At 58.8% G+C, this 20635-nt stretch carries 20 protein-coding genes and 1 pseudogene; 12 read left to right on the top strand and 9 right to left on the bottom strand.

Annotated elements, in window-relative coordinates; translation table 11 throughout:
- Positions 1–26 precede the first annotated feature (26 nt).
- Together ribD and nrdR are read right to left on the bottom strand one after the other, a co-directional pair.
- The gene (gene ribD, locus AC4ANE_RS04330) at positions 27–1127 is read right to left on the bottom strand and encodes a bifunctional diaminohydroxyphosphoribosylaminopyrimidine deaminase/5-amino-6-(5-phosphoribosylamino)uracil reductase RibD (RefSeq protein WP_161795790.1); all 1101 of its coding nucleotides are present in this window, start codon (positions 1125–1127) and stop codon (positions 27–29) included.
- A gap of 41 nt (positions 1128–1168) precedes the next feature.
- Positions 1169–1633 carry a transcriptional regulator NrdR gene (gene nrdR / locus AC4ANE_RS04325; RefSeq protein WP_002555431.1) on the bottom strand — a complete coding sequence of 155 codons (465 nt, stop codon included), beginning with the start codon at positions 1631–1633 and terminating at the stop codon, positions 1169–1171.
- A gap of 176 nt (positions 1634–1809) precedes the next feature.
- Here nrdR and AC4ANE_RS04320 point away from each other — a divergent pair, with 176 nt between their 5' ends.
- The 3 genes from AC4ANE_RS04320 (at position 1810) to trxA (ending at position 4055) form a co-directional block, all read left to right on the top strand.
- Positions 1810–2259, top strand: a complete 450-nt coding sequence (locus AC4ANE_RS04320; RefSeq protein WP_002555432.1) for a hypothetical protein — start codon at positions 1810–1812, stop codon at positions 2257–2259.
- A complete protein-coding gene (locus AC4ANE_RS04315) occupies positions 2256–2909 on the top strand; it encodes a class I SAM-dependent methyltransferase (RefSeq protein ID WP_031597351.1) in 654 nt (217 codons plus the stop codon). Before AC4ANE_RS04320 ends, AC4ANE_RS04315 begins: the two co-directional genes overlap by 4 nt.
- Before the next feature lie 273 nt (positions 2910–3182).
- Positions 3183–4055, top strand: coding sequence for a thioredoxin (trxA, locus tag AC4ANE_RS04310; protein ID WP_002555434.1), 873 nt, complete (start codon positions 3183–3185; stop codon positions 4053–4055).
- Between the two features lie 54 nt (positions 4056–4109).
- Here trxA and AC4ANE_RS04305 read toward each other — a convergent pair whose 3' ends face one another.
- Both AC4ANE_RS04305 and AC4ANE_RS04300 read right to left on the bottom strand, forming a co-directional pair.
- Entirely contained in the window at positions 4110–4463 is a 354-nt protein-coding gene (locus AC4ANE_RS04305) for a hypothetical protein (protein WP_002555435.1), read from the bottom strand.
- A 61-nt stretch (positions 4464–4524) separates the two neighbouring features.
- Positions 4525–4947 (bottom strand): nuclear transport factor 2 family protein, encoded by a 423-nt coding sequence (locus tag AC4ANE_RS04300; protein WP_002555436.1) that lies wholly within the window; start codon positions 4945–4947, stop codon positions 4525–4527.
- Between the two features lie 280 nt (positions 4948–5227).
- Here AC4ANE_RS04300 and AC4ANE_RS04295 point away from each other — a divergent pair, with 280 nt between their 5' ends.
- From AC4ANE_RS04295 to AC4ANE_RS04275, 5 genes are all read left to right on the top strand, one after another.
- A complete protein-coding gene (locus AC4ANE_RS04295; RefSeq protein ID WP_002555437.1) occupies positions 5228–5815 on the top strand; it encodes a DUF2796 domain-containing protein in 588 nt (195 codons plus the stop codon).
- Positions 5816–5884: 69 nt separating this feature from the next.
- Positions 5885–6595, top strand: coding sequence for an ABC transporter ATP-binding protein (locus AC4ANE_RS04290; protein WP_002555438.1), 711 nt, complete (start codon positions 5885–5887; stop codon positions 6593–6595).
- A 1-nt stretch (position 6596) separates the two neighbouring features.
- Positions 6597–7862, top strand: coding sequence for an ABC transporter permease (locus AC4ANE_RS04285; protein WP_002555439.1), 1266 nt, complete (start codon positions 6597–6599; stop codon positions 7860–7862).
- An 8-nt stretch (positions 7863–7870) separates the two neighbouring features.
- Positions 7871–8395 (top strand): DUF3299 domain-containing protein, encoded by a 525-nt coding sequence (locus AC4ANE_RS04280; RefSeq protein WP_002555440.1) that lies wholly within the window; start codon positions 7871–7873, stop codon positions 8393–8395.
- A gap of 103 nt (positions 8396–8498) precedes the next feature.
- A complete protein-coding gene (locus tag AC4ANE_RS04275) occupies positions 8499–9185 on the top strand; it encodes an OmpW/AlkL family protein (protein WP_002555441.1) in 687 nt (228 codons plus the stop codon).
- 284 nt (positions 9186–9469) lie between these two features.
- Here the strand turns inward: AC4ANE_RS04275 and AC4ANE_RS04270 are convergent, their stop codons facing one another.
- The 3 genes from AC4ANE_RS04270 to AC4ANE_RS04260 all read right to left on the bottom strand — a co-directional run bounded on the left by AC4ANE_RS04270 (position 9470) and on the right by AC4ANE_RS04260 (position 13733).
- A complete protein-coding gene (locus tag AC4ANE_RS04270; RefSeq protein ID WP_002555442.1) occupies positions 9470–10399 on the bottom strand; it encodes an NAD-dependent epimerase/dehydratase family protein in 930 nt (309 codons plus the stop codon).
- A complete protein-coding gene (locus AC4ANE_RS04265) occupies positions 10392–11276 on the bottom strand; it encodes a sugar nucleotide-binding protein (protein WP_002555443.1) in 885 nt (294 codons plus the stop codon). Before AC4ANE_RS04265 ends, AC4ANE_RS04270 begins: the two co-directional genes overlap by 8 nt.
- A 153-nt stretch (positions 11277–11429) precedes the next feature.
- Positions 11430–13733 (bottom strand): mechanosensitive ion channel family protein, encoded by a 2304-nt coding sequence (locus AC4ANE_RS04260; RefSeq protein ID WP_005734480.1) that lies wholly within the window; start codon positions 13731–13733, stop codon positions 11430–11432.
- A 277-nt stretch (positions 13734–14010) separates the two neighbouring features.
- On the opposite strand from AC4ANE_RS04260, the gene AC4ANE_RS04255 reads away from it, so the two are divergent.
- Positions 14011–14829: an alpha/beta fold hydrolase gene (locus AC4ANE_RS04255; protein WP_005734479.1), complete on the top strand. Its 819-nt coding sequence runs from the start codon at positions 14011–14013 to the stop codon at positions 14827–14829.
- A 49-nt stretch (positions 14830–14878) separates the two neighbouring features.
- Here AC4ANE_RS04255 and AC4ANE_RS04250 read toward each other — a convergent pair whose 3' ends face one another.
- A complete protein-coding gene (locus AC4ANE_RS04250) occupies positions 14879–15727 on the bottom strand; it encodes an ureidoglycolate lyase (RefSeq protein WP_002555446.1) in 849 nt (282 codons plus the stop codon).
- Positions 15728–16138: 411 nt separating this feature from the next.
- Here AC4ANE_RS04250 and AC4ANE_RS04245 point away from each other — a divergent pair, with 411 nt between their 5' ends.
- Both AC4ANE_RS04245 and AC4ANE_RS04240 read left to right on the top strand, forming a co-directional pair.
- Positions 16139–18433, top strand: a complete 2295-nt coding sequence (locus AC4ANE_RS04245) for a TonB-dependent receptor (protein ID WP_460408722.1) — start codon at positions 16139–16141, stop codon at positions 18431–18433.
- Positions 18434–18662: 229 nt separating this feature from the next.
- A complete protein-coding gene (locus tag AC4ANE_RS04240; protein ID WP_003317071.1) occupies positions 18663–18902 on the top strand; it encodes a hypothetical protein in 240 nt (79 codons plus the stop codon).
- Between the two features lie 172 nt (positions 18903–19074).
- On the opposite strand, the pseudogene AC4ANE_RS04235 reads toward AC4ANE_RS04240, so the two are convergent.
- Positions 19075–19500: pseudogene (locus AC4ANE_RS04235) on the bottom strand (EAL domain-containing protein); the annotation flags it as partial.
- Between the two features lie 61 nt (positions 19501–19561).
- Here AC4ANE_RS04235 and AC4ANE_RS04230 point away from each other — a divergent pair.
- Positions 19562–20542 carry an IS5 family transposase gene (locus AC4ANE_RS04230; RefSeq protein WP_044424202.1) on the top strand — a complete coding sequence of 327 codons (981 nt, stop codon included), beginning with the start codon at positions 19562–19564 and terminating at the stop codon, positions 20540–20542.
- The last annotated feature ends 93 nt before the right edge of the window (positions 20543–20635 follow it).

Raw genomic sequence — 20635 nt, 5'->3', positions numbered from 1 at the left:
GCTGCGCGCAAGGCGAAAGCCGGGAATTATACGCCGGGTGCGCGCACAGGGAGAGCGATGACTCGCCAGTCATTACCGACGGCACGCATTTGCACGATGTTCAGCTCCAGCGCTTCGCTCATCTGCGCCAGCGGCAGGTCGAGCAGCGGCCGGGCCGATGAGCCGAGAAACTTGCCGGCAATGAATATCTGAAACTCGTCGACCAGCCCGAGACGCGCAAAGGCACCCGCCAGCCGCGGACCGGCTTCGACCAGCACTTCATTGACGCCACGCGTGGCCAGTTCGCCCATCAACTTGCGCAGGTCCACATGACCGGCGCTGTCAGCCAGTGCCAGCATTTCGTGGCCTTCTTCCTGATAGCGACCTCGCGCCGACGCCGCAGCACAGGTCACGACCAGCGCACTGCCCGCCTGAAAGAACGGCGCGTCCAGCGGCACGCGCAGACGACCGTCAATCAATACCCGCAGGGGCGGACGCGCAGCGGCCAGCGCGGTCAATTCTGCATTGAGACCCAACTCATCGGGGCGCACGGTGAGGCGGGCCTTGTCGGCCAGCACCGTATCGGCTCCGGTCAGCACTACGCTCGACTGCGCGCGCAGACGCTGAACGGCGGAACGCGCCTCGGGACCGGTGATCCACTGGCTTTCGCCGCTGGCCATAGCGGTTCGGCCATCCAGGCTCATGGCCATCTTCACGCGTATGTAGGGCTGTCCGGTTTCCATGCGCTTGAGAAAGCCTTTGTTCAGCGCTCGCGCTTCGCTTTCCAGCACGCCGCATTGAACGCCGATACCAGCATTCATCAGGCGCAACAGGCCACGACCGGACACGTCAGGGTTGGGGTCCTGCATGGCCGCGACGACCCGCGCCAGCCCGGCGTTGACCAGCGCATCGGCACAGGGCGGCGTGCGCCCCTGGTGGCTGCACGGTTCAAGGGTGACGTAGGCGGTCGCGCCTCTGGCAAGTTCGCCGGCCTGGCGCAGGGCATGCACTTCGGCATGCGGCTCGCCAGCCCGTACATGCCAGCCCTCACCGACGATCTGGCCGTCACGCACAATAACGCAGCCGACGCGCGGGTTGGGGTGCGTGGAGTAGAGCCCGTTACGCGCCAGCTCCAGCGCACGCGCCATGTAATGAACGTCGAGAGCCGCCTGTTCAGTCAGCAATGCACTTATTCCTTACCCGGCTCGCGGGCCAGACGGTCGATTTCTTCACGAAATTCGTTGAGGTCCTGAAAGCGGCGGTACACCGAGGCGAAGCGGATGTAGGCCACTTCATCGAGCTTTTGCAGCTCGGCCATGACCAGTTCGCCAACCACCAGCGATTTGACTTCGCGCTCGCCGGTCGCTCGCAGCTTGTGCTTGATGTGCACCAGTGCCGCCTCAAGGCGCTCGACACTCACCGGACGCTTTTCAAGCGCACGTTGCATACCGGCGCGCAGTTTTTCTTCATCGAAAGGCTGACGACTGCCATCCTGTTTGATCAGACGCGGCAAAACCAGCTCGGCAGTTTCGAACGTCGTGAAGCGCTCGCCGCAGGCCAGACACTCGCGTCGGCGGCGTACTTGCTCGCCTTCGGCGACGAGGCGGGAGTCGATGACTTTGGTGTCATTGGCACCGCAGAAGGGACAGTGCATGGTGGCTGGCAACGAAAGAATGAGGAGCGCCATGTTAGCGCATCCTGCTGGCAAGACAAGGCTGAGGGTTTACGGTATATAGACGCGCATTAAAGCGATGTGAAATTGCCTGCGCTCGGTAATACTGCATGCATGGCGTCACTCAGCCTTTCGATTTTTGTCTTGTGGAGCTCTTGATGACGTTACGCCCCGTTATTCTACTCGGCCTCATTGGCTTGCTGGCCGCGTGCAGCAGCAATGACGCGCCAAAACCGGCTGCGGCACCGCCCGTCGCCCCGGCAATCAAAGTGCCTGCCGGGCCCGGCCCGCTGCAACCGTACCAACGTGAACTCAGCGGGCAACTGCTCGGCGTACCTGCCGGGGCCGAGGTCGAACTGGCGATGCTGGTGATCGACGAGCGCGGTCGTCCACAGAAGCTGCTGACCAACACCTTGCTGAAGGGCAACGGCCAGTCATTGCCGTTCCAGTTACGCTTCAACCCGGAAGCCTTTCCGGTAGGCGGGCGTGTCGAACTGCGCGGCCGTGCCAGTCAGTCGGGGCAATTGATACTGCACCTGCCGTCGATGCGCATCGACCAGCCCACCACTCAGGCACTGGGGCAATTGCAATTCGTCAAGGCGCCATGACTGCTCCGCGACACCTTCAGGACGCGCTGAGCGAACTGCTCGGCGACGCCCGGCTGGTTGTCACAACGTTGCCGGGCACTGAGCTGAAACTGTGGCTGATCGACGATGCCAACATGGACCGTGCCTTCAGCCCGGATGAAACGCGCCGCATTCTGGAAGAGCCACCGTACTGGAGCTTCTGCTGGGCCAGCGGCCTGGCTCTGGCGCGCTTTCTGGCCGAAAACCCGTACTGGGTAGAAGGCAAGCGGGTACTGGATTTCGGTGCTGGTTCGGGCGTGGCAGGTATTGCCGCGCTGAGGGCCGGGGCACTTGAGGTGGTGGCCTGTGATCTCGACCCGTTGGCGGTCGCTGCCTGCCGGGCCAATGCCGAACTCAACCAGGTGCAGTTAAGCTACTCGACGGATTTTTTCGCCGAAGCGGATCGCTTTGATCTGATTCTGGTTACCGACGTGCTGTACGACCGCGCCAACCTGCCGCTGCTGGATCAATTTCTGTCCCGGGGCCGCGAAGCACTGGTGGCAGACTCCCGCGTGCGCGACTTCAAGCACGCTGCTTACCAGCGCCTGACGATGCTGCATGCGCACACCCTGCCGGACCTGGCTGAACCCCACGAGTTTCGGGATGTGAGTCTGTATCATGCGGCGCGGTGAGCGCTAAATAACAGCTCGGGAGCGCTCAGCTAAACGGTCTCTGTAGGAGCGAACTTGTTCGCGAAGGAGGTCGTTCGAACGATAACTTTCCAGAGCGTTTTCCGTCCCTTTCGCGAACATGTTCGCTCCCACGGCCTTCGGCGAGAATCACAAGCAGATGTGTGGATAGCGCTGAGCGTGCGGGGCAAGGACGATGCCCCACCGCCGACGCCGCTTTCAGCATTGCCCTGCGGGCTTTATAGTTGGCGGCATTCAGATTCTTCGAGACGTGCAATGAGCCAGGAAACTGCTTACATCTTCGACGCAACCGCCGCGAACTTTGATCAACTGGTGATCGACAAATCGTTCGACCAGCCCGTACTGGTCGATTTCTGGGCCGAGTGGTGTGCGCCCTGCAAGGTCTTGATGCCCCTGCTGCAGCAAATCACCGAGAGTTATCAGGGCGAATTGCTGCTGGCCAAGGTCAATTGCGACATCGAGCAGGACATTGTTGCGCGCTTCGGTATTCGTAGCCTGCCGACCGTGGTGCTGTTCAAGGACGGCCAGCCGGTGGATGGTTTTGCCGGAGCCCAGCCTGAATCGGAAATCCGCAAGATTCTCGAACAGCATGTCGTCATGCCGCCTCCGCCGGCCGCCGATCCACTCAAGCAAGCGCAAGAGCTGTTTGCCGAAAGCCGTTTTGCCGAAGCCGAAGCACTGCTCAAGGTGCTGTTGGGCGAAGACAACACCAATGCCGCAGCACTGATTCTGTATGCGCGCTGCCTGGCAGAACGTGGCGAACTGAGCGAGGCAAAGGCAGTGCTGGACGCCGTTACCGGTGATGCACACAAAGCCGAGCTGGCGGGTGCCAAGGCGCAACTGACGTTCCTGGCACAAGCGGCCACCCTGCCGGATGTGGCCGAACTGAAAAGTCGTCTGGCGCAAAACCCTCAGGATGACGAAGCGGTGCATCAACTGGCGATTCAGCAATTGTCGCGTCAACAGTACGAAGCCGCGCTGGATGGCCTGCTCAAACTGTTCATTCGCAATCGCAATTACGCCGAGGGCCTGCCGCACAAGACGCTGCTGCAAGTGTTCGACCTGCTGGGCAATGAGCATCCACTGGTGACCGCATACCGTCGCAAGCTGTTCGCCGCGCTGTATTAAGCCAGCTTGCCACCGGCACCGCACGGGTGCCGGTGACTGAACAACCAGGTCAGATCACGTCGCGTCGACCCAGCTGTACAGCGGCGCATCCCCGCCGCTCTCGACCTTCACGTTCGCAGAGTGACGCAGGCGCACCAGCAAATGCTTGCCTGCCGCGGTACTGCTGGCCAGCCCTTCCAGTTGCCCCAGCAGATCCGGCCCACTCATCTGCCCGGCCTTTTGCAACAACTCCTGTGCGACCTGCCACAGCCTGTCGTCCTGGTTGAGCGGCTTGCTCTCGACCACGGCGGCCGATAAGTCGGGAGCTGCCGCCTTGAGCTGCGCGCCCAGTTGCGCCCAGTCGCCTTCGTCCAGCTCAAGAGTCAAATCCACCGGCCACTGGCCTACGGTTCCACGAATACGCAACATGATGTGTACCTGCTGACAGTCAGGCATACATGCTCCCACAGGCTGGCGCGCATGCCCATGATCAACCGTAACGCCACTGGCTGATGACCGGCTCTTTGCCGTTCATGAAGTTGCCAAGCGCCCGCACGTCATAGACATTTTCCCAATGCTCGACAATTTTGCCATCACGAAACCGCCACAGGCCGCAAAACGGCATGATGATCTTCCGGCCCTCGCAACTGGCGCGCATCTCTCCCAGCACCGAGCCATAGTGCTCGTTGGCAATGATGTCGTGGACATCCATGTAGAGGGTCTGACGTGTGCGCCTGATCAGATTGATTTCGTGGGAAAGCACTGCGTCCTTGCCAATGGCTATGGACAAGCCAACACCAGCGCCCTGATCGGCTTTGTGCAGCACAATGTCAGCGTCGGCGAATTCGGTAATTCGAGTTGGATCCTTGTACACCGCACGCAGGATTTCTCTATTCGGATGGAGCTTGTTCATGAGTATCTTCCCTGATGTCACACTCGGCTGGCGATGAAAACCCTCCCGGCGCATCCGGCGCAGGTACAGCGATTTTCATTTTTCAGAGTAGGACCTGATGACGCAAAGGCTGAGACTACTTCAGCATAAGCACGGGCCAGGGTATTCCAGATAACGCCGCCAGATAACGGTCCATGAAGACCGGATAGTCCAGTGCTTGAACAAAAACACGTCCACGCACACCGGCACTTGTTATAAGATCACATAACAAATTTCATCAATATTGTCCCCGGAGTCCGCTATGCGCCGTTTGCTACTCGCCTTGCCTTTCGCCCTGTTGCCACTCGTTGCTGCCCACGCAGCCGAAGTACATGACCATGATCACGGCGATGAACACGGCAGTCTGGGAGCCCACGAGCATGGCGTAGGACGTCTGGATGTGGTGCTGGAAGGCAAGACGCTGGAATTTGAATTCGACAGCCCGGCCATGAATATCGTCGGTTTCGAGCACGTTGCAACTTCGGATGAAGACAAGGCCAAAGTCGCCAAGGCGCGCGAGTTGCTACTCAAGCCCAACGCGCTGTTCAGCATCGCCGATGCTGCCAATTGCTCGGCCACCTCGGTGAAACTGGAAAGCCCGCTGTTCGGCGACAAGGATGACGATCACGATGAGCACGCCAAGGGCGGCGATGCCGATCATCATGAGCACAGCGAAATTCACGGCCACTACAAGTTCGTCTGTGACGCACCGGCCGTTCTGAAGAGGCTCGACCTGTCACAAATCTTCAAAACCTTTCCCGACACCAAGAAGCTTCAGGTACAACTGATCTCGCCAGGCGGCCAATCGGGCGCAGAAGTGATCGCAGCCAACCCAACGCTGAAATTCTGATCGCACTCTGCGGTACAACGACCGGGCCTGGCCCGGTCTTTTAATTTCCAACCTAGCGTGAGTCAGCCCATGACCCAAGCACTGATCGAGCTATCGAACCTGAGCTTCAACTGGCCAGGCCATCCGCAGTTACTGGACATCCCCGAATTTCGCCTGCAAACCGGCGAAACCCTGTTCCTCAAAGGCCCCAGCGGCAGCGGCAAAACCACTTTGCTGGGCCTGCTGGGCGGCGTGCAAAAACCTGTCAGCGGCAGCATTCGCCTGTTGAATCAGGACCTGTCGACACTGTCGGCGGCAGCACGTGATCGCTTCCGAGTCGATCACACCGGCTACATCTTTCAGCAGTTCAATTTGTTGCCGTTTCTGTCGGTGCGAGAAAACATCGAGCTGCCCTGCCATTTTTCCAGCGTCCGCGCCGAGCGTGCGAAGCAACGCCACGGCAGCGTCGAAAAAGCGACCACCACCCTGCTCGCCCACCTGGGCCTGAAAGACCCGGCGATGCTGACACGACGTGCCGACTCACTGTCCATCGGCCAGCAACAACGCGTGGCCGCGGCCCGTGCGCTGATCGGTCAACCTGAACTGGTGATCGCCGACGAACCCACTTCGGCGCTGGACGCCGACTCTCGCGAAGCGTTCATTCGCCTGCTGTTCGCCGAATGCCGCGAGGCCGGGGCCAGCCTGCTGTTTGTCAGTCATGACCAGAGCCTGGCACCGCTGTTTGATCGCAACCTGTCGCTCAGCGACCTGAATCGCGCCGCCGTCGCCGTGGAGATTTGAGATGTATCTGTTTCGTCTGGCCATGGCCAGCCTGGCCAACCGCCGTTTCACCGCGTTTCTCACTGCCTTCGCCATTGCGCTGTCGGTGTGCCTGCTACTGGCCGTAGAGCGGGTGCGCACCGAAGCCCGCTCCAGCTTCGCCAGCACCATCAGCGGTACCGACCTGATCGTCGGTGCGCGCTCCGGCTCGATCAACCTGTTGCTGTACTCGGTGTTCCGCATCGGTAATGCCACCAACAACATTCGCTGGGACAGCTTTGAGCATTTTGCCCAGAGCAAACAGGTGAAATGGGCGATCCCGATTTCGCTGGGCGACTCCCATCGTGGCTATCGGGTAATGGGCACCAACGAAGCGTATTTCGAGCATTATCAGTTCGGTCGCCAACAACATCTGGAAATGGCCGAAGGACGCGAATTCAAGACCGATCCCTTTGAGGTAGTGCTGGGCTCGGAGGTCGCCAAGGCGCTGCATTATAAATTGGGCGACAAGCTTGTACTGGCGCACGGTGTGGCAGCGATCAGTCTGGTCAAGCATGACGACAAGCCGTTCACCGTGGTCGGCATACTCAAGCCGACCGGTACACCGGTGGACCGCACGCTGCATATCAGCCTGGGCGGCATGGAAGCCATTCATATCGACTGGCACAACGGCGCACCGGCGCGAGGCAACGAGCGTATCTCTGCCGATCAGGCACGCAATATGGATCTGACGCCGACTGCGATCACCGCCTTCATGCTGGGTTTGAACAGCAAGATCTCAACCTTCAGCCTGCAACGCGAAATCAACGAATACCGTGGCGAACCCATGCTGGCGATTCTGCCCGGCGTGGCGCTGCAAGAGCTGTGGAGCCTGATGGGCACCGCTGAAAAGGCACTGTTCGTAATTTCGCTGTTCGTGGTGCTGACCGGTCTGATCGGCATGCTGACCGCGATTCTCACCAGCCTCAATGAACGACGCCGGGAGATGGCCATCCTGCGCTCGGTCGGCGCACGGCCCTGGCATATCGCAAGTCTGCTTATACTTGAAGCCTTCGCCCTGGCACTTGCGGGTGTCATCAGCGGCCTCGCACTGCTCTATATCGGCATCTTCGTGGCCAGAGACTACGTGCTCGACAACTACGGTCTGTACCTGTCGTCTATGCCACCTGGCCAATATGAATGGACCCTGCTCGGTGCCATTCTCGGTTGCGCGCTGTTGATGGGAACCGTGCCAGCCTGGCGAGCCTACAGGCAGTCACTGGCCGATGGACTGTCGATTCGTTTATGAGGACCTTCATGATGCGGCGCATGCTACTCACTCTGCTGCTTTCGGTTTCCACTCAACTGTGGGCCGCCGAGCCGCGTGAACTGACCTGGAATGACATGATTCCACCCGATGCACCCGTGGTGAAGCCGGTAACGGCTCCGATACACGATATGTCCAAGCTGTCCGATGCACTGGCCATGGAGGCAGCGCCTGCGGCCCATCAACTGGCTCCGCATGCGCCAGTGGTCAAGGCACTGGATGGAAAGCTGGTGCGTTTACCGGGCTACATCGTGCCACTTGAGGTCAGTGAGGAAGGCAGAGTGACGGAGTTTTTGCTGGTGCCGTATTTCGGTGCCTGCATCCATGTGCCGCCGCCGCCAGCGAACCAGATCGTGCATGTCACGAGTGAGCTGGGTGTGAAGGTCGATGAGCTGTATCAGCCGTACTGGATCGAAGGACCGATGCAGGCCAAATCGTCTACCAGCGAACTGGCAGAAGCGGGTTATCAGATGCAGGCAGACAAGATACTTGTCTACGAGTTGCCGGATTCATAAGGATGACGAGGTTCCCAGCGATTTCATTGAGCTGAGTCAAAGTCGCCGCTCGACAGCGCTTTAACATTATGCCCATAAATTTTGACTGATCTCTGGAGCCTCCATGAACAAGCACTTGCTACGCGCGTCTGTTGTCGCGCTTGCCATCGCCGCCCCGGTCGCGGCACATGCCTACGAGCCTGGCGACTTCATCGTTCGCGCCGGTGTTGCGCACGTCCAGCCCAATGAAGACAGCGGCGAAGTCCGTCTGGACGGTGCCAAGGTCTCCGGCACCAAAGCCACTGTCGATGGCGAAAACCAGCTCGGTCTGACCTTCGCTTACATGCTGACCCAGCATGTCGGCATCGAGCTGCTGGCTGCTACACCGTTCAGCCACACCGTTTCAGTAAAAGGCCTGGGGCCAGGCCTGGACGGCAAGCTGGCTGATATCAAGCAACTGCCGCCGACGCTGTCGTTGCAGTACTACCCGATGGAACCTTCGTCGAAATTTCAACCGTATGCGGGCGTGGGTATCAACTACACCACCTTCTTCGATACCGACCTGACCGGCAATCGCAAGGATCAGGGTTTCAGCAACCTCAAGCTCAAGGACTCGGTTGGTCTGGCTGCTCAGTTGGGCATGGACTATATGATCACTGACAACGTACTGGTCAACGCCTCGGTCTGGTACGTCGACATCGATACCAAAGCGACTGTGGACGGCCCTTCTGCCCTGGCCGTCGGCAAGACCAAGGTCGACGTGAATATCGACCCGTGGGTATACATGGTGGGCGTGGGTTACAAGTTCTGACCTGCACACCTTCAAGCGCCACACACACAAAGGCACCCTTATCGGGTGCCTTTGTGTTTTGTGGTTTGAACTCTGCGTGCTGGATTCCTGATTATCGTGCCGTTATTTAACCCGCGCCCGGACTCCTGGCTATCGTGCCGATGCTCCGCGTCGGCATGCAGTTCGTGACGCTCTGCGTCACAAATAGGCGCTGCACCGCACGCTCAAGAGCGGACGCAGAGCGTCCAGAAATGCATCACCACGCAGAGCTTGGGGACGATCAGCACTTACAGTCGATGCGGGGCTCATTGCCCCATCAGCAACTCAAGCCCACGAACCAGTGGTGTCGGCTCATCAATGCTGAAGTGCTCCAGCAGACGCTGGTTACTGGCCCGTGAATGCTTGATGTCGCCCGAGCGCGGTGCCTGATAGCTCACTTCCGGCTGTTTCCCGACCACTTGCGAGAGCGCCGACAGCAGCTCGTTAAGCGAAGTGGTCTTGTTCAGGCCGACGTTTATCGCACCTTCGATGGCGTTTTCCCGTGACAGGGCCTGCAGCAGCAGCTTGAGCAGGTCGCCCACGTAGAAGAAATCGCGCGTTTGCTCGCCGTCGCCAAACACGCTGATCGGCAGGCGTTTCTGGATGCGTTCGGCAAAGATGCTGATCACGCCCGAATACGGCGACGACGGATCCTGGCGCGGGCCGAAGATGTTGAAGAAGCGAAAGATCACCGGCTCCAAACCATGCTGACGGCGGTAGAAATCCAGGTAGAACTCGCTGGCCAGCTTGTCCGATGCGTACGGAGTCAGCGGTGCTTTGGTGGTGTCTTCGGTGATCGCTTCGCCTTCGCCGTTGTTGCCGTATACCGCCGCGCTGGACGCGAAGATCACGCGTTTGATGCCCGCTTCGCGCATGGCCTCACAGACATTCAGTGTGCCGATGAAGTTGCTTTGATGGGTGCGTACCGGGTCGTCAACTGACGCCTGAACCGAGGCCACCGCTGCCAGGTGCACCACGGCCTTACAGCCTTGCGCAGCGCGCTTGACCAGCTCGGCATCGGCTACGTCGCCTTCGATCAGTTCAACCCGCGGGTTGTCGAGCGGCAGATTGCTGCGCTTGCCCGCCGAGAGGTTGTCGAGGATACGCACGCAATGCCCGTCGGCAAGCAATGCATCGGTCAGGTGCGAGCCAATGAAACCCGCACCTCCCGTAATCAGAACAGGGGCGTCAGACATGTCGATAATACCGGTCCAGCAGGCTTGGCAAGCCGGCCCGCCAGGCGCGGGGCTTGATGCCGAAAGTGTGGAGAATTTTCTTGCAGGCCAGCACCGCGTGCTGCGGTTCCTCGGCTGCATCGGGACGCGCGGCGTGAGCCTGTGCGGTGGGCGATTCAATGGCCAGCGGGTGCAGCAGACGTGCTTCGGTGAGCACCGCCTGACCCAGCGCCAGTGGCGTGGTCGCTTCGTGCCCGGCGTAGTGGTACGTGCCCCACAGCGGCGCTTCGCAATCGAGTTGCTTGACGATTGAAATAATCACCCGCGCCGCATCATCGACCGGCGTCGGGTTGCCGCGTCGATCATCGGCCAGCAGCAGCTCTCCGGGTTCTTTGGCGCGCGAAAGAAAGCGGCCAAGCACGCCATCAGCGCTGTCATCCAGCAACCAGCCAAAACGCACAAGCACATGTTGCGGACAGGTGGCGCGCACGCTTTGCTCGATACGCCACAGCGCCTGACCGCGCAGACCCAAGGGCACTGGCTCGTCTTTTTCGCTGTAGGCAGTCGCGCGCGAGCCATCGAACACACGATAACTGGAAGGCTGGACCAGCGTGATGTTGTGGTGCTGACACAGTTCGGCCAGACGCTCGACAGAGCGCTCCTGGTGGGTCAGGCGCGCTGCGCTCACGGTCTCCGCCTGAAACCAGTCGAAGTAGTAAGCAAGGTTTATCAGGGCATCGGGGCGGGTGTCATCAAGCAGTTGCGTGAGGCTCGCCACGTCCCAGCCGTCTTGCGGTGGACGTGGTGCGAGGAAACCAATGTCTTCCTCGGCACCCAGACGAATCAGCGCCTGCCCGAGGGCATTCCCGCCGCCCAACAGCATAAGGCGCATTCGCATAGAGTCAGCAGGCTCGGTATCAGATAATCAAACGAACAATTGAAAAACGCCTGCAAACATAACACGTTGCCTGCCAACCCCCAACAGTTGCGCAGCCTGGCGGGACAATGACGCCGCCACAATGCGTTGCAGCGTCTCATGCCGCCCGATTGATTACTGAGCTGCCGGACCCGGCGGGCTGTTGCCCTTGGGCAAACCAAGCGGTGCAGGTGTCGGCGCAGAAGGTGTCGCAGCGGCAGGGTCCGAGGGCGCAGGAGGCCCCTCGGCTTCGACACCAGCCTGCGGGTTGTTGAAGCCCGGCCCCATGACCATCTGTGGATAAGTCTGCGCGAAACGCACGTTCGGGTTTTTATCCACAAGACGCTTGAGGCGCTCGTTGAAGGCGCGCCCCACTGCGTACTGACCACCGGAAGAGGTGCGGAATTGCGCGGTCAACACCATGCCGTTCAGGTTCATGCTGTCGACGCCGAACACCTCCAGCGGTCCTTGCAGGTTGTGCTTGAGCAGAATGTCATCGCTGATCGACTGCCCGGTTTCGCGGATCAGCGCCAGCGCATCATCAATATCCGAGTCATAAGTGAACTGCACCGAGAAGAACGCATAAGCGAACTGCCGCGACTGGTTGGTGACCGCCTTGATCTGCCCGAACGGCACGGAATGGACAAAACCCTTGCCGTCACGCAGGCGCACGGTACGGATGGTCAGGCTTTCCACCGATCCGGAGTGGCCAGTACTGAGCACTACCCAATCGCCCACCGAGAAAGTGTCTTCGATGATGATGAACAGACCGGTGATCACGTCCTGCACCAGTTGTTGCGAACCGAAACCGATGGCCAGACCGACAACCCCGGCACCCGCCAGCAGCGGTGCAACGTTGATGCCCAGGTTGGCCATGGTGGTGATCGCGCAGATCACCACCAGAATGATTTTCACCGCGTTGCGCAGCAGCGGCAGAATGGTCTTGATTCGCGTGCTCGGCTGGCGGCCACTGCGATGGTTCGCTGGTGGTTTGAGAGCTTCCTGAATGGCCGTGTCGAGCACCACCCACAGCAGCCAGGTGACCACAAAGATCAGGCCGATACTGCTCAGCGAATCGCTGATCACGCGACCCAGCGTGTTGCGCTGGGCAAACTCGAACATCGAGAAGCCCCAGATACGCCCCAGTATCTCGATGAACCCGATGGCAAGCGCAATGCGCAGCACCGCGTACACCAGGCTCAGCAGACGCGCCTTGTACACATGCCCGCCGCGCCCCAGGGACTCGGTCGGTTTGAACAGGTGCTGGAACACTGTGCTCAAAAATACCGTGGCGATCAGCAGAATGGTGGTGAACAACGCACAACGCAGCGCTTCCTGACTGTCTTCACCGGCTCCGATCAGGTTGATCGCCGAGACCAGAATCATCAGCAGGATTGGCAAGTGCCACAGGTTGGAGAAGATTTTCAGCGACTGCTGCAGTGCTGGCCGTTGCAGGCGGCTGCTCAAGGAACGGTTACGAATCAGGTGCGCCACCGGGCGGCGCACCTTGATGATCAGCATGCAGAACACCACCGACGCAAACAGCCCGGTGAACACCGCAACGCTGGTGGTGACGTTGCTGCCCAGTTGGCGGGCGATCTGCGGGCTGGTCAGTGCATCGCTCAGCGCCGCCAGAAAACCGACCACAAACAGTGGCCTCGGCGCGTAGCGGCGAATCATGCGTACCGCGGCGCGCTTGTGCCCGGAGTTGAACATCACAATCACGCAGAGCAGCACCGAGGTCGACACGATGCCACTGCTGGTCGCATAGGCGAAGCACAGCGCCAGCGCACGGCCCACTGAAGACGGCATGAAGTGGCTGACGTAGAGAGTCAATGGCAGACAGACGATGGCTGGCAAGGTGAACGGCAACACGTATTTGAGCAGCGCCTGACTGCGCTCGCGCACCCGCATGAACGGCGTCCGGCACAAGCGCACCGCCAGAAAACGACCCAACGAGGTCAGAACGGCAAACGAGCCGATCCAGACAAACGACAAGGCGAGGAAGTCCCCGGCAACACTCCACGGAGAACGTGTAGTGCGCTTGTTGACCAGCTTCTCCAGCTCGTCGGCTGCACGGTCGGCGCGCAGCTGCCAGGCGTCGAAGAGGTTGTCGTCAAGATTGAGCTTTTCCTGGACGTCATCAATGCTGGAACTGATGGCACCGAGCAACCCGCCCTGCACCAGAAGCTCCGGGGCCTCTGCCGCCGCTGGCTCGCCGCCGTCTGCCGGTTTCGCATCCGCCTTTTCAGCGGCCTTGTCATCCGCTTTCGCTGCAGGTTTGTCAGCTGCTTTGCCATCGGCCTTTTCGGCCGCCTTGTCGTCGGTCGGCACCGCAGCGCCCATTGGCAAAGCAGGTACATCGGCTGCCTGGAGATTGAAACTGCCTGCGAATAGCAGCAGACCCGACAGGATCAAGATTTTCAGCTGAGACGCCACGCAGTTCTCTCCTTCAATGGACAAATACAACCATGCACAGGCCAAAGCGCGCTTTGATCCCAAGGAACTGATTCCCTTATGCCCGGCAAGTTCGGTTCCGGCAGGGAAATACGATGAGCCGATGTTTCAAAAAATTGCGCCAGAACAGTACGCTCATTCTTCCCGACTGAACTATGCAAAGCGCCAACTGCCGGAATTATCGGCGGCTGCCGAAGGCATGCATGAGCCTGTGCACCAGAGCGCTTGCCCGATCAACCCGACATCGAGAGGAATCTGCATGAGCACGTTCAACGCAAAAGATGGCACCGAGATCTATTACAAGGACTGGGGCGAGGGTAAGCCGGTACTGTTCAGCCACGGCTGGCCGCTGGATGCGGATATGTGGGAATACCAGATGGAATACCTCAGCAGCCGGGGCTATCGCACCATTGCCTTCGACCGCCGAGGCTTCGGTCGTTCCAGCCAGCCGTGGACCGGTTATGACTACGACACCTTCGCTGACGATATCGCCGAGCTGATCGAGCATCTTGATCTGCACGACGTGACGCTGGTGGGCTTTTCCATGGGCGGCGGAGATGTGACGCGCTATATCGCAAAATATGGTAGCGAGCGAGTTGCCAAACTGGCCTTGCTGGGCTCGGTCACACCGTTTTTCCTCAAGACTGACGACAATCCGGAAGGCGTCGACAAATCAGTGTTCGATGGCATCAAGGAGGGTCTGCTCAAAGACCGCGCGCAATTCATCAGTGATTTCGCCACGCCGTTCTACGGCCTGAACAAAGGACAGAAGGTTTCCGAGGGCGTACAGGCCCAGACCTTGAATATCGCCCTGCTCGCCTCGCTCAAAGGCACGCTGGATTGCGTGACGGCGTTCTCCGCAACCGACTTCCGTGCGGACATGGCGAAAATCGATGTGCCGACCCTGGTGATTCATGGCGATGGTGATCAGGTTGTGCCGTTCGAAGCATCAGGCAAGCGCGCCGCCGAGCTGATCAAGGGTGCAGAGTTGAAGGTCTATCCCGGCGCGCCGCACGGCTTTGCCGTGACCCATGCCGAGGCACTCAACAAAGACCTGCTGGCGTTTGTGCAGGGCTGATATTTTTATGTAACAGGGAGTCGGTTGCCGACTCCCCGCAGGCAGCGAATCAGTCGGCCTGAACGGTCAACTGATTCTGCTCGCCCAGCCCCGCAATCCCCAGGCGCATGCGTTGCCCTGCGCGCAGGAAGACAGGCTCTGGCTTGACGCCCAGGCCCACACCCGGCGGCGTACCCGTGGAGATGACATCACCCGGTTGCAGGCTCATGCAACGGCTCAGGTAGGCGATCAGTTGCGGCACGTTGAAAATCAGCGTGCGCGTATTGCCATTCTGATAACGATGACCGTCAACCTCCAGCCACAGGTCGAGTGAGTGAGGGTCGGTAACCTCGTCGCGGGTCACCAGCCAAGGGCCTATCGGACCAAAGGTATCGAAGCCTTTACCCTTGTCCCAGGTTCCGCCGCGCTCAAGCTGCCACTCGCGCTCCGACACATCATTGACTACGCAATATCCGGCAACGTGCTCCATGGCAACGGCTTCGTCGATATAACGCCCGCCCTTGCCGATGATCACGCCCAGCTCGACCTCCCAGTCAGTCTTGAGCGAACCGCGAGGAATTTCGACGTTATCGTCCGGGCCGCAAATTGCGCTGGTCCACTTGTTGAATATGATGGGTTCCTTGGGCACTTCCATCCGCGATTCGGCTGCGTGGTCGGCGTAGTTCAGGCCTATGCAGATAAACTTGCCGACCTGCCCGACGCACGCCCCGATGCGCGGTCGGCCCGCCACCAAAGGCAGGCTTTCGGGATCAAGCGCGGCCAGGCTGGCAAGGCCTGCCGGGCTCAACACCTCGCCAGCGATGTCCGTGACATGCGCGGACAGATCGCGGATCTGGTAGGCAGCATCAAGCAGGCCTGGCTTTTCCTGGCCCTTTTCACCGTAACGAAGCAATTTCATCGAGTTCTCCCGTTTCAGTCCAAGGTGCAAACCGCGGATTCAGAGGGTGATGCCCTGTTGCCCGGCCTTCGGAAATACGTATTCACGATTGGGCTGAACCCACTGAGTCTGGACAGATAGCATCGCAACGGACGCCTTGCCTAATGAAATTTACGACCAACTGCCAACGCGCCGAGTCGGCATTGACCGGCAGAAAAATCGGGATAACGCGCCACTGGTCATAATTAATACACACAGTGAGTATTAATATCACCCCCAGTTCAAACGAGCCCTTTCGTTGAAACGAGCCCCTCGAAAACACGACGGACTCGTACGTCTTGAAGGGCGAACTGGACTCATGTCAACGCTAACACCGTCCTGCAGATTCCCCGTCGCAAGCGCGGCGCCCTGACGCCCCAGGAAAACCTTTTCATGAACAATCGATCGATACCGCGTGCTTCTCGATTCCCGATAACGGGCCTTGCGTTGCTGGTTTCATTGAATTCACTGTGCCTGATCAGCCCGTTCATTCAGGCCGATGACGATGTGCCCACCTCAGTGACGGCGCCCGCCAGCGACGACACCGCTGCCGTGACACTGGGCACGGTGTCAGTGATTGGCCAGGGCGAAACCCGGCAGGTGCAACGCGTCACGCAAAAGGACGTAAGCGCTTATTCCGCAGGCACCAGCCCGTTGAAAGTTCTGCAACGACTACCGGGTGTCAACTTCCAGTCCGGCGACCCGCTGGGTCGTGAAGAAGGCAGCCAGCGCATCAGCCTGCGCGGTTTTGACATGCACCACCTAGGCTACACCCTGGACGGCGTCACGCTTGGCAACATGAGCTTCGGCAACTTCAACGGTCTGAGCATCACCCGGGCGATCATCGCGGAAAACATCGCCGCCAGCGAAGTGGCTCCAGGCATCGGTTCGCTGGGCACGGCATCGAACAGTGACTTGGGCGGCACCATCCAGTTCACCAGTTCCAATCCGGACAAGGAATTCGGCGCGCGACTGTCACAGACCCTGGGCAGTTACGACACCTCGCGCACTTTCATGCGCGTCGACACAGGCGAATACAACGGTCTGTCCGCTTATGTGTCGGGAGAAAAGTACGACGCCGATGCCTGGAAAGGTCACGACAACCCGCAAAAATCCGACGCTGTGAACGCCAAGGTCAATTACAACTTCGGCGAAAACCGCGTGAGCTTTTTCCACAGCACCTCGTCTCACGACGAAGCCAATCTGCCCAGTCTGTCGAAGAGCATCATCCAGCGCCTGGGCTACAACTGGAGTTACTACACGCCGGACTGGACCCGCGCGGTCAATGCGGCCAACGGCATCTACACCGGCGGCGTAACCAGCGCAGGCGATGCGACCTACAACGCCAGTAGCCTGCGCGACGACGAACTCGGCAATTTCTCGCTCACCGATGATCTGGTGCTGGACGCGACGGTCTATCACCACCATGACTCGGGCCGGGGCAATTCGTACTATCCGTTCATCTTTACCAGCGGCTCGACCACTGTCCCCAGCAACTCGATTCGCAGCACGGTGTATGGCATTGATCGAACCGGCTTCCAGAGTTCGCTGACCTACTTCCTGAGCCAGCATGAAATTCAGGGCGGGTTCTGGATTCAATCGAACAAGAACGACATCGCCCGTTACCTGTTCGATACCACCAATGCGACTCCGCAAAACCATATCGTCAAAACCAATGGCCTGAGGCAGGCGGCGACAGTACTGGACCAGAGCTACAACGACCTGACCCGACAGTTTTTCCTGCGCGACACCTATACCCTGCTCGATGACCGTCTCAAGCTTGAGTTCGGCGCAAAGAACACTGTCACCACCTCCACTGCCGAAGGTAAAGGCGGCGGTTATGCCAGCGGTTCGCTGGAAGCGCGGGACAGGTTTTTGCCGCAAGTGGGCGCAACCTACACACTCAATGACAGCGATGAAGTGTTCACGTCTTATTCGGAAAACATGGCGGCCTTTCCGAGTGGCGGTTACAGCCCGTTCTTCACCACGCAGACCGCAGTGGATGCGCAGAACGGCTTCAAGGACCTCAAACCCGAAACCTCGAAAACCGCTGAACTGGGCGTGCGCCGCAGCACAAAGCTGTATTCGGCATCCGCGGCGGTCTACAACACCAAATTCGACAATCGCCTGGTGGCCATCACCAACTGTACCGGCATCGTCATCTGCCAGAACGGCGTTGCCAACGTCGGCTCTGTCACCAGTCGGGGCCTGGAACTGTCATTCGGCCTGACGCCCGACGAGCACTGGCGCTGGTCCAACTCCATGTCCTACAACCACAGCACTTATGACGACGACTATGCCAGCGGCGGCAGCACCGTTCATGTGAAAGGCAAAACCGTCGTCGATACGCCCAAGCTGATGTATTCCAGCAACCTGGACTGGAATTGGGAGCACTGGAATGCCGGCATGCAGGGCAACTACATCAGCAAGCGCTATTACACTTACACCAACGACTCCAGTGTCAGCGGCTACTGGGTAGCGAACGCCAACCTCGGTTACGACTTCGGCAAACTCGGCGCCGTCAAAGACACCACCGTCTCGCTGAACATGGTCAACCTGTTCGACAAGCGTTACATCTCCACCCTCAACACCGACGCCAGCGCAGCGACCGACCCGGCGGGCAATTTGCAGATTCTGCAGGTGGGCACGCCACGCAGCGCGTTTGTAACACTGGGCGTGAAACTTTGATTGATGCTGACTGAAAGCGGGCGAAGGATCGCCCCATCTGCCACTTACATTGAATTACGTCGCCCGGCTTGCTCTTGGAGACAGGCTCTTGTGGGAGCGAGCTTGCTCGCGAAGGCAATGTACCTGTCTCTGCAAGACCGCGTGGGTTGCCAACCTCAATGGCGACGAATACCCCATCGTGCTGCATACTCCCCTGACATACAGCGCCTGACCTTCATCTGGACACCCCATGACACCCAACGCAGAACTCTATAACCCGTCCACCGAATATGCCGACAAGCTGATTTCGCGCATCGGACAAACACCTTCGTGGATCGCAAAACGCATTGGTGTGACTGACAAGCGCATTCGCTACATTCTGGATGGGGAAAGGACCGTCAAAGGCGAAACCACGCCGATTCAGATGACCTATACCGAGCAGTTTGCACTGGAGTGTCTTGTGGCAGAGGCTATAGCGCTGAGGATGTAGGACCCGCTGGCTATCAAGCATTGCCCTTGAATCTGAGGTTCCTGATAATCACGCCCTCAAATAACTCAGGCAAGGAAATGCAGTGAAAGGAAATCTAGTATTGGTGGCGTTGCTTGCCCAAGCTTGAGTGCGGTGAAGTCTTTGCTACGAATAACTCTCATGCTCGCGGTTCTCAAGCAGGTATGTCCAACAGTTTCAGACTACGTGACGATTTAATCATAGAAGCACACTCTTCAATGATGACAGGCTTACTAAAAAGATAACCCTGCATTTGATCGCAGCCATACGTCACAAGCAGCGCTAACTGGTCGACTGTTTCGACGCCTTCTGCAATGACTTTAAGACCCAATTCGTGCGCCAACACGATGACCGCTCTGGTGATAGCGGCGTCCTCATGATTGCTCGTTATATCTTTTATGAACGCCCTGTCAATTTTGAGGGCGTCAAGAGGGAATCGTTTCAAGTAAGCCAAACTCGAATAGCCCGTTCCGAAATCATCGACCGAAAGGCTTATACCATACGATTTTATATCTCGAAGTATGTTAACCGCCGACTCGGGATCGATCATCAGCATTGACTCGGTCAATTCGAATTCTAAGGAATCTCCGAACAAGTCCCGGTTATGCGAAAATCGCCTGACCACCTGATCCGAGCCTCCCATGAGCCAGATGAGCTTTTCCGATTTCGAATATGCCAGCAAGCGCAAGCAGACACGCCGCGAACGCTTCCTCGCCGAGATGGATCAGGTCGTCCCCTGGACAGGTCTGCTGGGCCTGATCGAACCGTTCTACCCCAAGGCCGGCGGTGGCAGAAAACCTTATCCGCTGGAAACCATGCTGCGCATTCACCTGCTGCAGAACTGGTTCTCCCTGAGTGATCCGGCCATGGAAGAAGCGCTCTACGAAATCACCCCCATGCGCCAGTTTGCACGCCTGACGTTGAGTGCGCCGATACCGGAAGACACCACGATCATGAACTTCCGGCACCTGCTGGAGAAACATCAACTGGCTCCTGCAATCCTCGCGGTCATCAACGGTTATTTGCAGGAAAAAGGCCTGTCGCTGCGCCAGGGCACCATCGTCGATGCCACCATTATTCATGCCCCAAGCTCGACCAAGAACAAAGACGGCGAGCGTGATCCCGAGATGCATCAGACAAAGAAGGGTAACCAGTATTTCTTCGGTATGAAGGCCCACATCGGCGCTGACGTTGAGTCTGGACTGGTTCATCACGTCCATGGCACTGCGGCCAATGTGGCCGATGTCACTCAAGTCGCCGAACTGCTCCACGGGGAAGAAAACGCGGTCTATGCGGACGCTGGCTACACCGGTGTCGAGAAGCGTGAAGAGCACGAAAATCGTAACGTGATCTGGCAAATCGCGGCGCGGCGCAGCACGTATTCCAAGCTGAACAAACGCAGCCTGTTGTACAAAGCCAAGCGCAAGATCGAGTACTGCAAAGCGCAGACACGCGCCAAGGTCGAGCATCCGTTTCGGGTCATCAAGCGCCAGTTTGGTTACGTGAAAGTACGCTTTCGTGGGCTGATGAAAAACACGGCCCAACTGACCACGCTGTTCGCCCTGTCGAACCTGTGGATGGCTCGAAAGCGACTAATGGGTTTGGGTGAGTTGCGCGCTTAACACGGAAAACCGAGCGAAAAACGCGCTCGACTCACACTGCATCAGACCGTTTTCAGAAAAATAGCGCTATGTGCCTGGCAAATTACGGCTTGC

This window comes from Pseudomonas sp. Pme6b (assembly GCF_058129925.1).
The sequence above is the reverse complement of the archived record's forward strand: the minus strand, read 5'-3'. Positions and strand labels throughout refer to the sequence as shown.

What these genes read in the sequence shown, in the direction of transcription:
- ribD (WP_161795790.1), bottom strand. Translation starts at nt 1,127, where the DNA reads ATGGCGCGTGCGCTGGAGCTGGCGCGTAACGGGCTCTACTCCACGCAC.
- nrdR (WP_002555431.1), bottom strand. Translation starts at nt 1,633, where the DNA reads ATGCACTGTCCCTTCTGCGGTGCCAATGACACCAAAGTCATCGACTCC.
- AC4ANE_RS04320 (WP_002555432.1), top strand. Translation starts at nt 1,810, where the DNA reads ATGACGTTACGCCCCGTTATTCTACTCGGCCTCATTGGCTTGCTGGCC.
- AC4ANE_RS04315 (WP_031597351.1), top strand. Translation starts at nt 2,256, where the DNA reads ATGACTGCTCCGCGACACCTTCAGGACGCGCTGAGCGAACTGCTCGGC.
- trxA (WP_002555434.1), top strand. Translation starts at nt 3,183, where the DNA reads ATGAGCCAGGAAACTGCTTACATCTTCGACGCAACCGCCGCGAACTTT.
- AC4ANE_RS04305 (WP_002555435.1), bottom strand. Translation starts at nt 4,463, where the DNA reads ATGTTGCGTATTCGTGGAACCGTAGGCCAGTGGCCGGTGGATTTGACT.
- AC4ANE_RS04300 (WP_002555436.1), bottom strand. Translation starts at nt 4,947, where the DNA reads ATGAACAAGCTCCATCCGAATAGAGAAATCCTGCGTGCGGTGTACAAG.
- AC4ANE_RS04295 (WP_002555437.1), top strand. Translation starts at nt 5,228, where the DNA reads ATGCGCCGTTTGCTACTCGCCTTGCCTTTCGCCCTGTTGCCACTCGTT.
- AC4ANE_RS04290 (WP_002555438.1), top strand. Translation starts at nt 5,885, where the DNA reads ATGACCCAAGCACTGATCGAGCTATCGAACCTGAGCTTCAACTGGCCA.
- AC4ANE_RS04285 (WP_002555439.1), top strand. Translation starts at nt 6,597, where the DNA reads ATGTATCTGTTTCGTCTGGCCATGGCCAGCCTGGCCAACCGCCGTTTC.
- AC4ANE_RS04280 (WP_002555440.1), top strand. Translation starts at nt 7,871, where the DNA reads ATGATGCGGCGCATGCTACTCACTCTGCTGCTTTCGGTTTCCACTCAA.
- AC4ANE_RS04275 (WP_002555441.1), top strand. Translation starts at nt 8,499, where the DNA reads ATGAACAAGCACTTGCTACGCGCGTCTGTTGTCGCGCTTGCCATCGCC.
- AC4ANE_RS04270 (WP_002555442.1), bottom strand. Translation starts at nt 10,399, where the DNA reads ATGTCTGACGCCCCTGTTCTGATTACGGGAGGTGCGGGTTTCATTGGC.
- AC4ANE_RS04265 (WP_002555443.1), bottom strand. Translation starts at nt 11,276, where the DNA reads ATGCGAATGCGCCTTATGCTGTTGGGCGGCGGGAATGCCCTCGGGCAG.
- AC4ANE_RS04255 (WP_005734479.1), top strand. Translation starts at nt 14,011, where the DNA reads ATGAGCACGTTCAACGCAAAAGATGGCACCGAGATCTATTACAAGGAC.
- AC4ANE_RS04250 (WP_002555446.1), bottom strand. Translation starts at nt 15,727, where the DNA reads ATGAAATTGCTTCGTTACGGTGAAAAGGGCCAGGAAAAGCCAGGCCTG.
- AC4ANE_RS04245 (WP_460408722.1), top strand. Translation starts at nt 16,139, where the DNA reads ATGAACAATCGATCGATACCGCGTGCTTCTCGATTCCCGATAACGGGC.
- AC4ANE_RS04240 (WP_003317071.1), top strand. Translation starts at nt 18,663, where the DNA reads ATGACACCCAACGCAGAACTCTATAACCCGTCCACCGAATATGCCGAC.
- AC4ANE_RS04230 (WP_044424202.1), top strand. Translation starts at nt 19,562, where the DNA reads ATGAGCCAGATGAGCTTTTCCGATTTCGAATATGCCAGCAAGCGCAAG.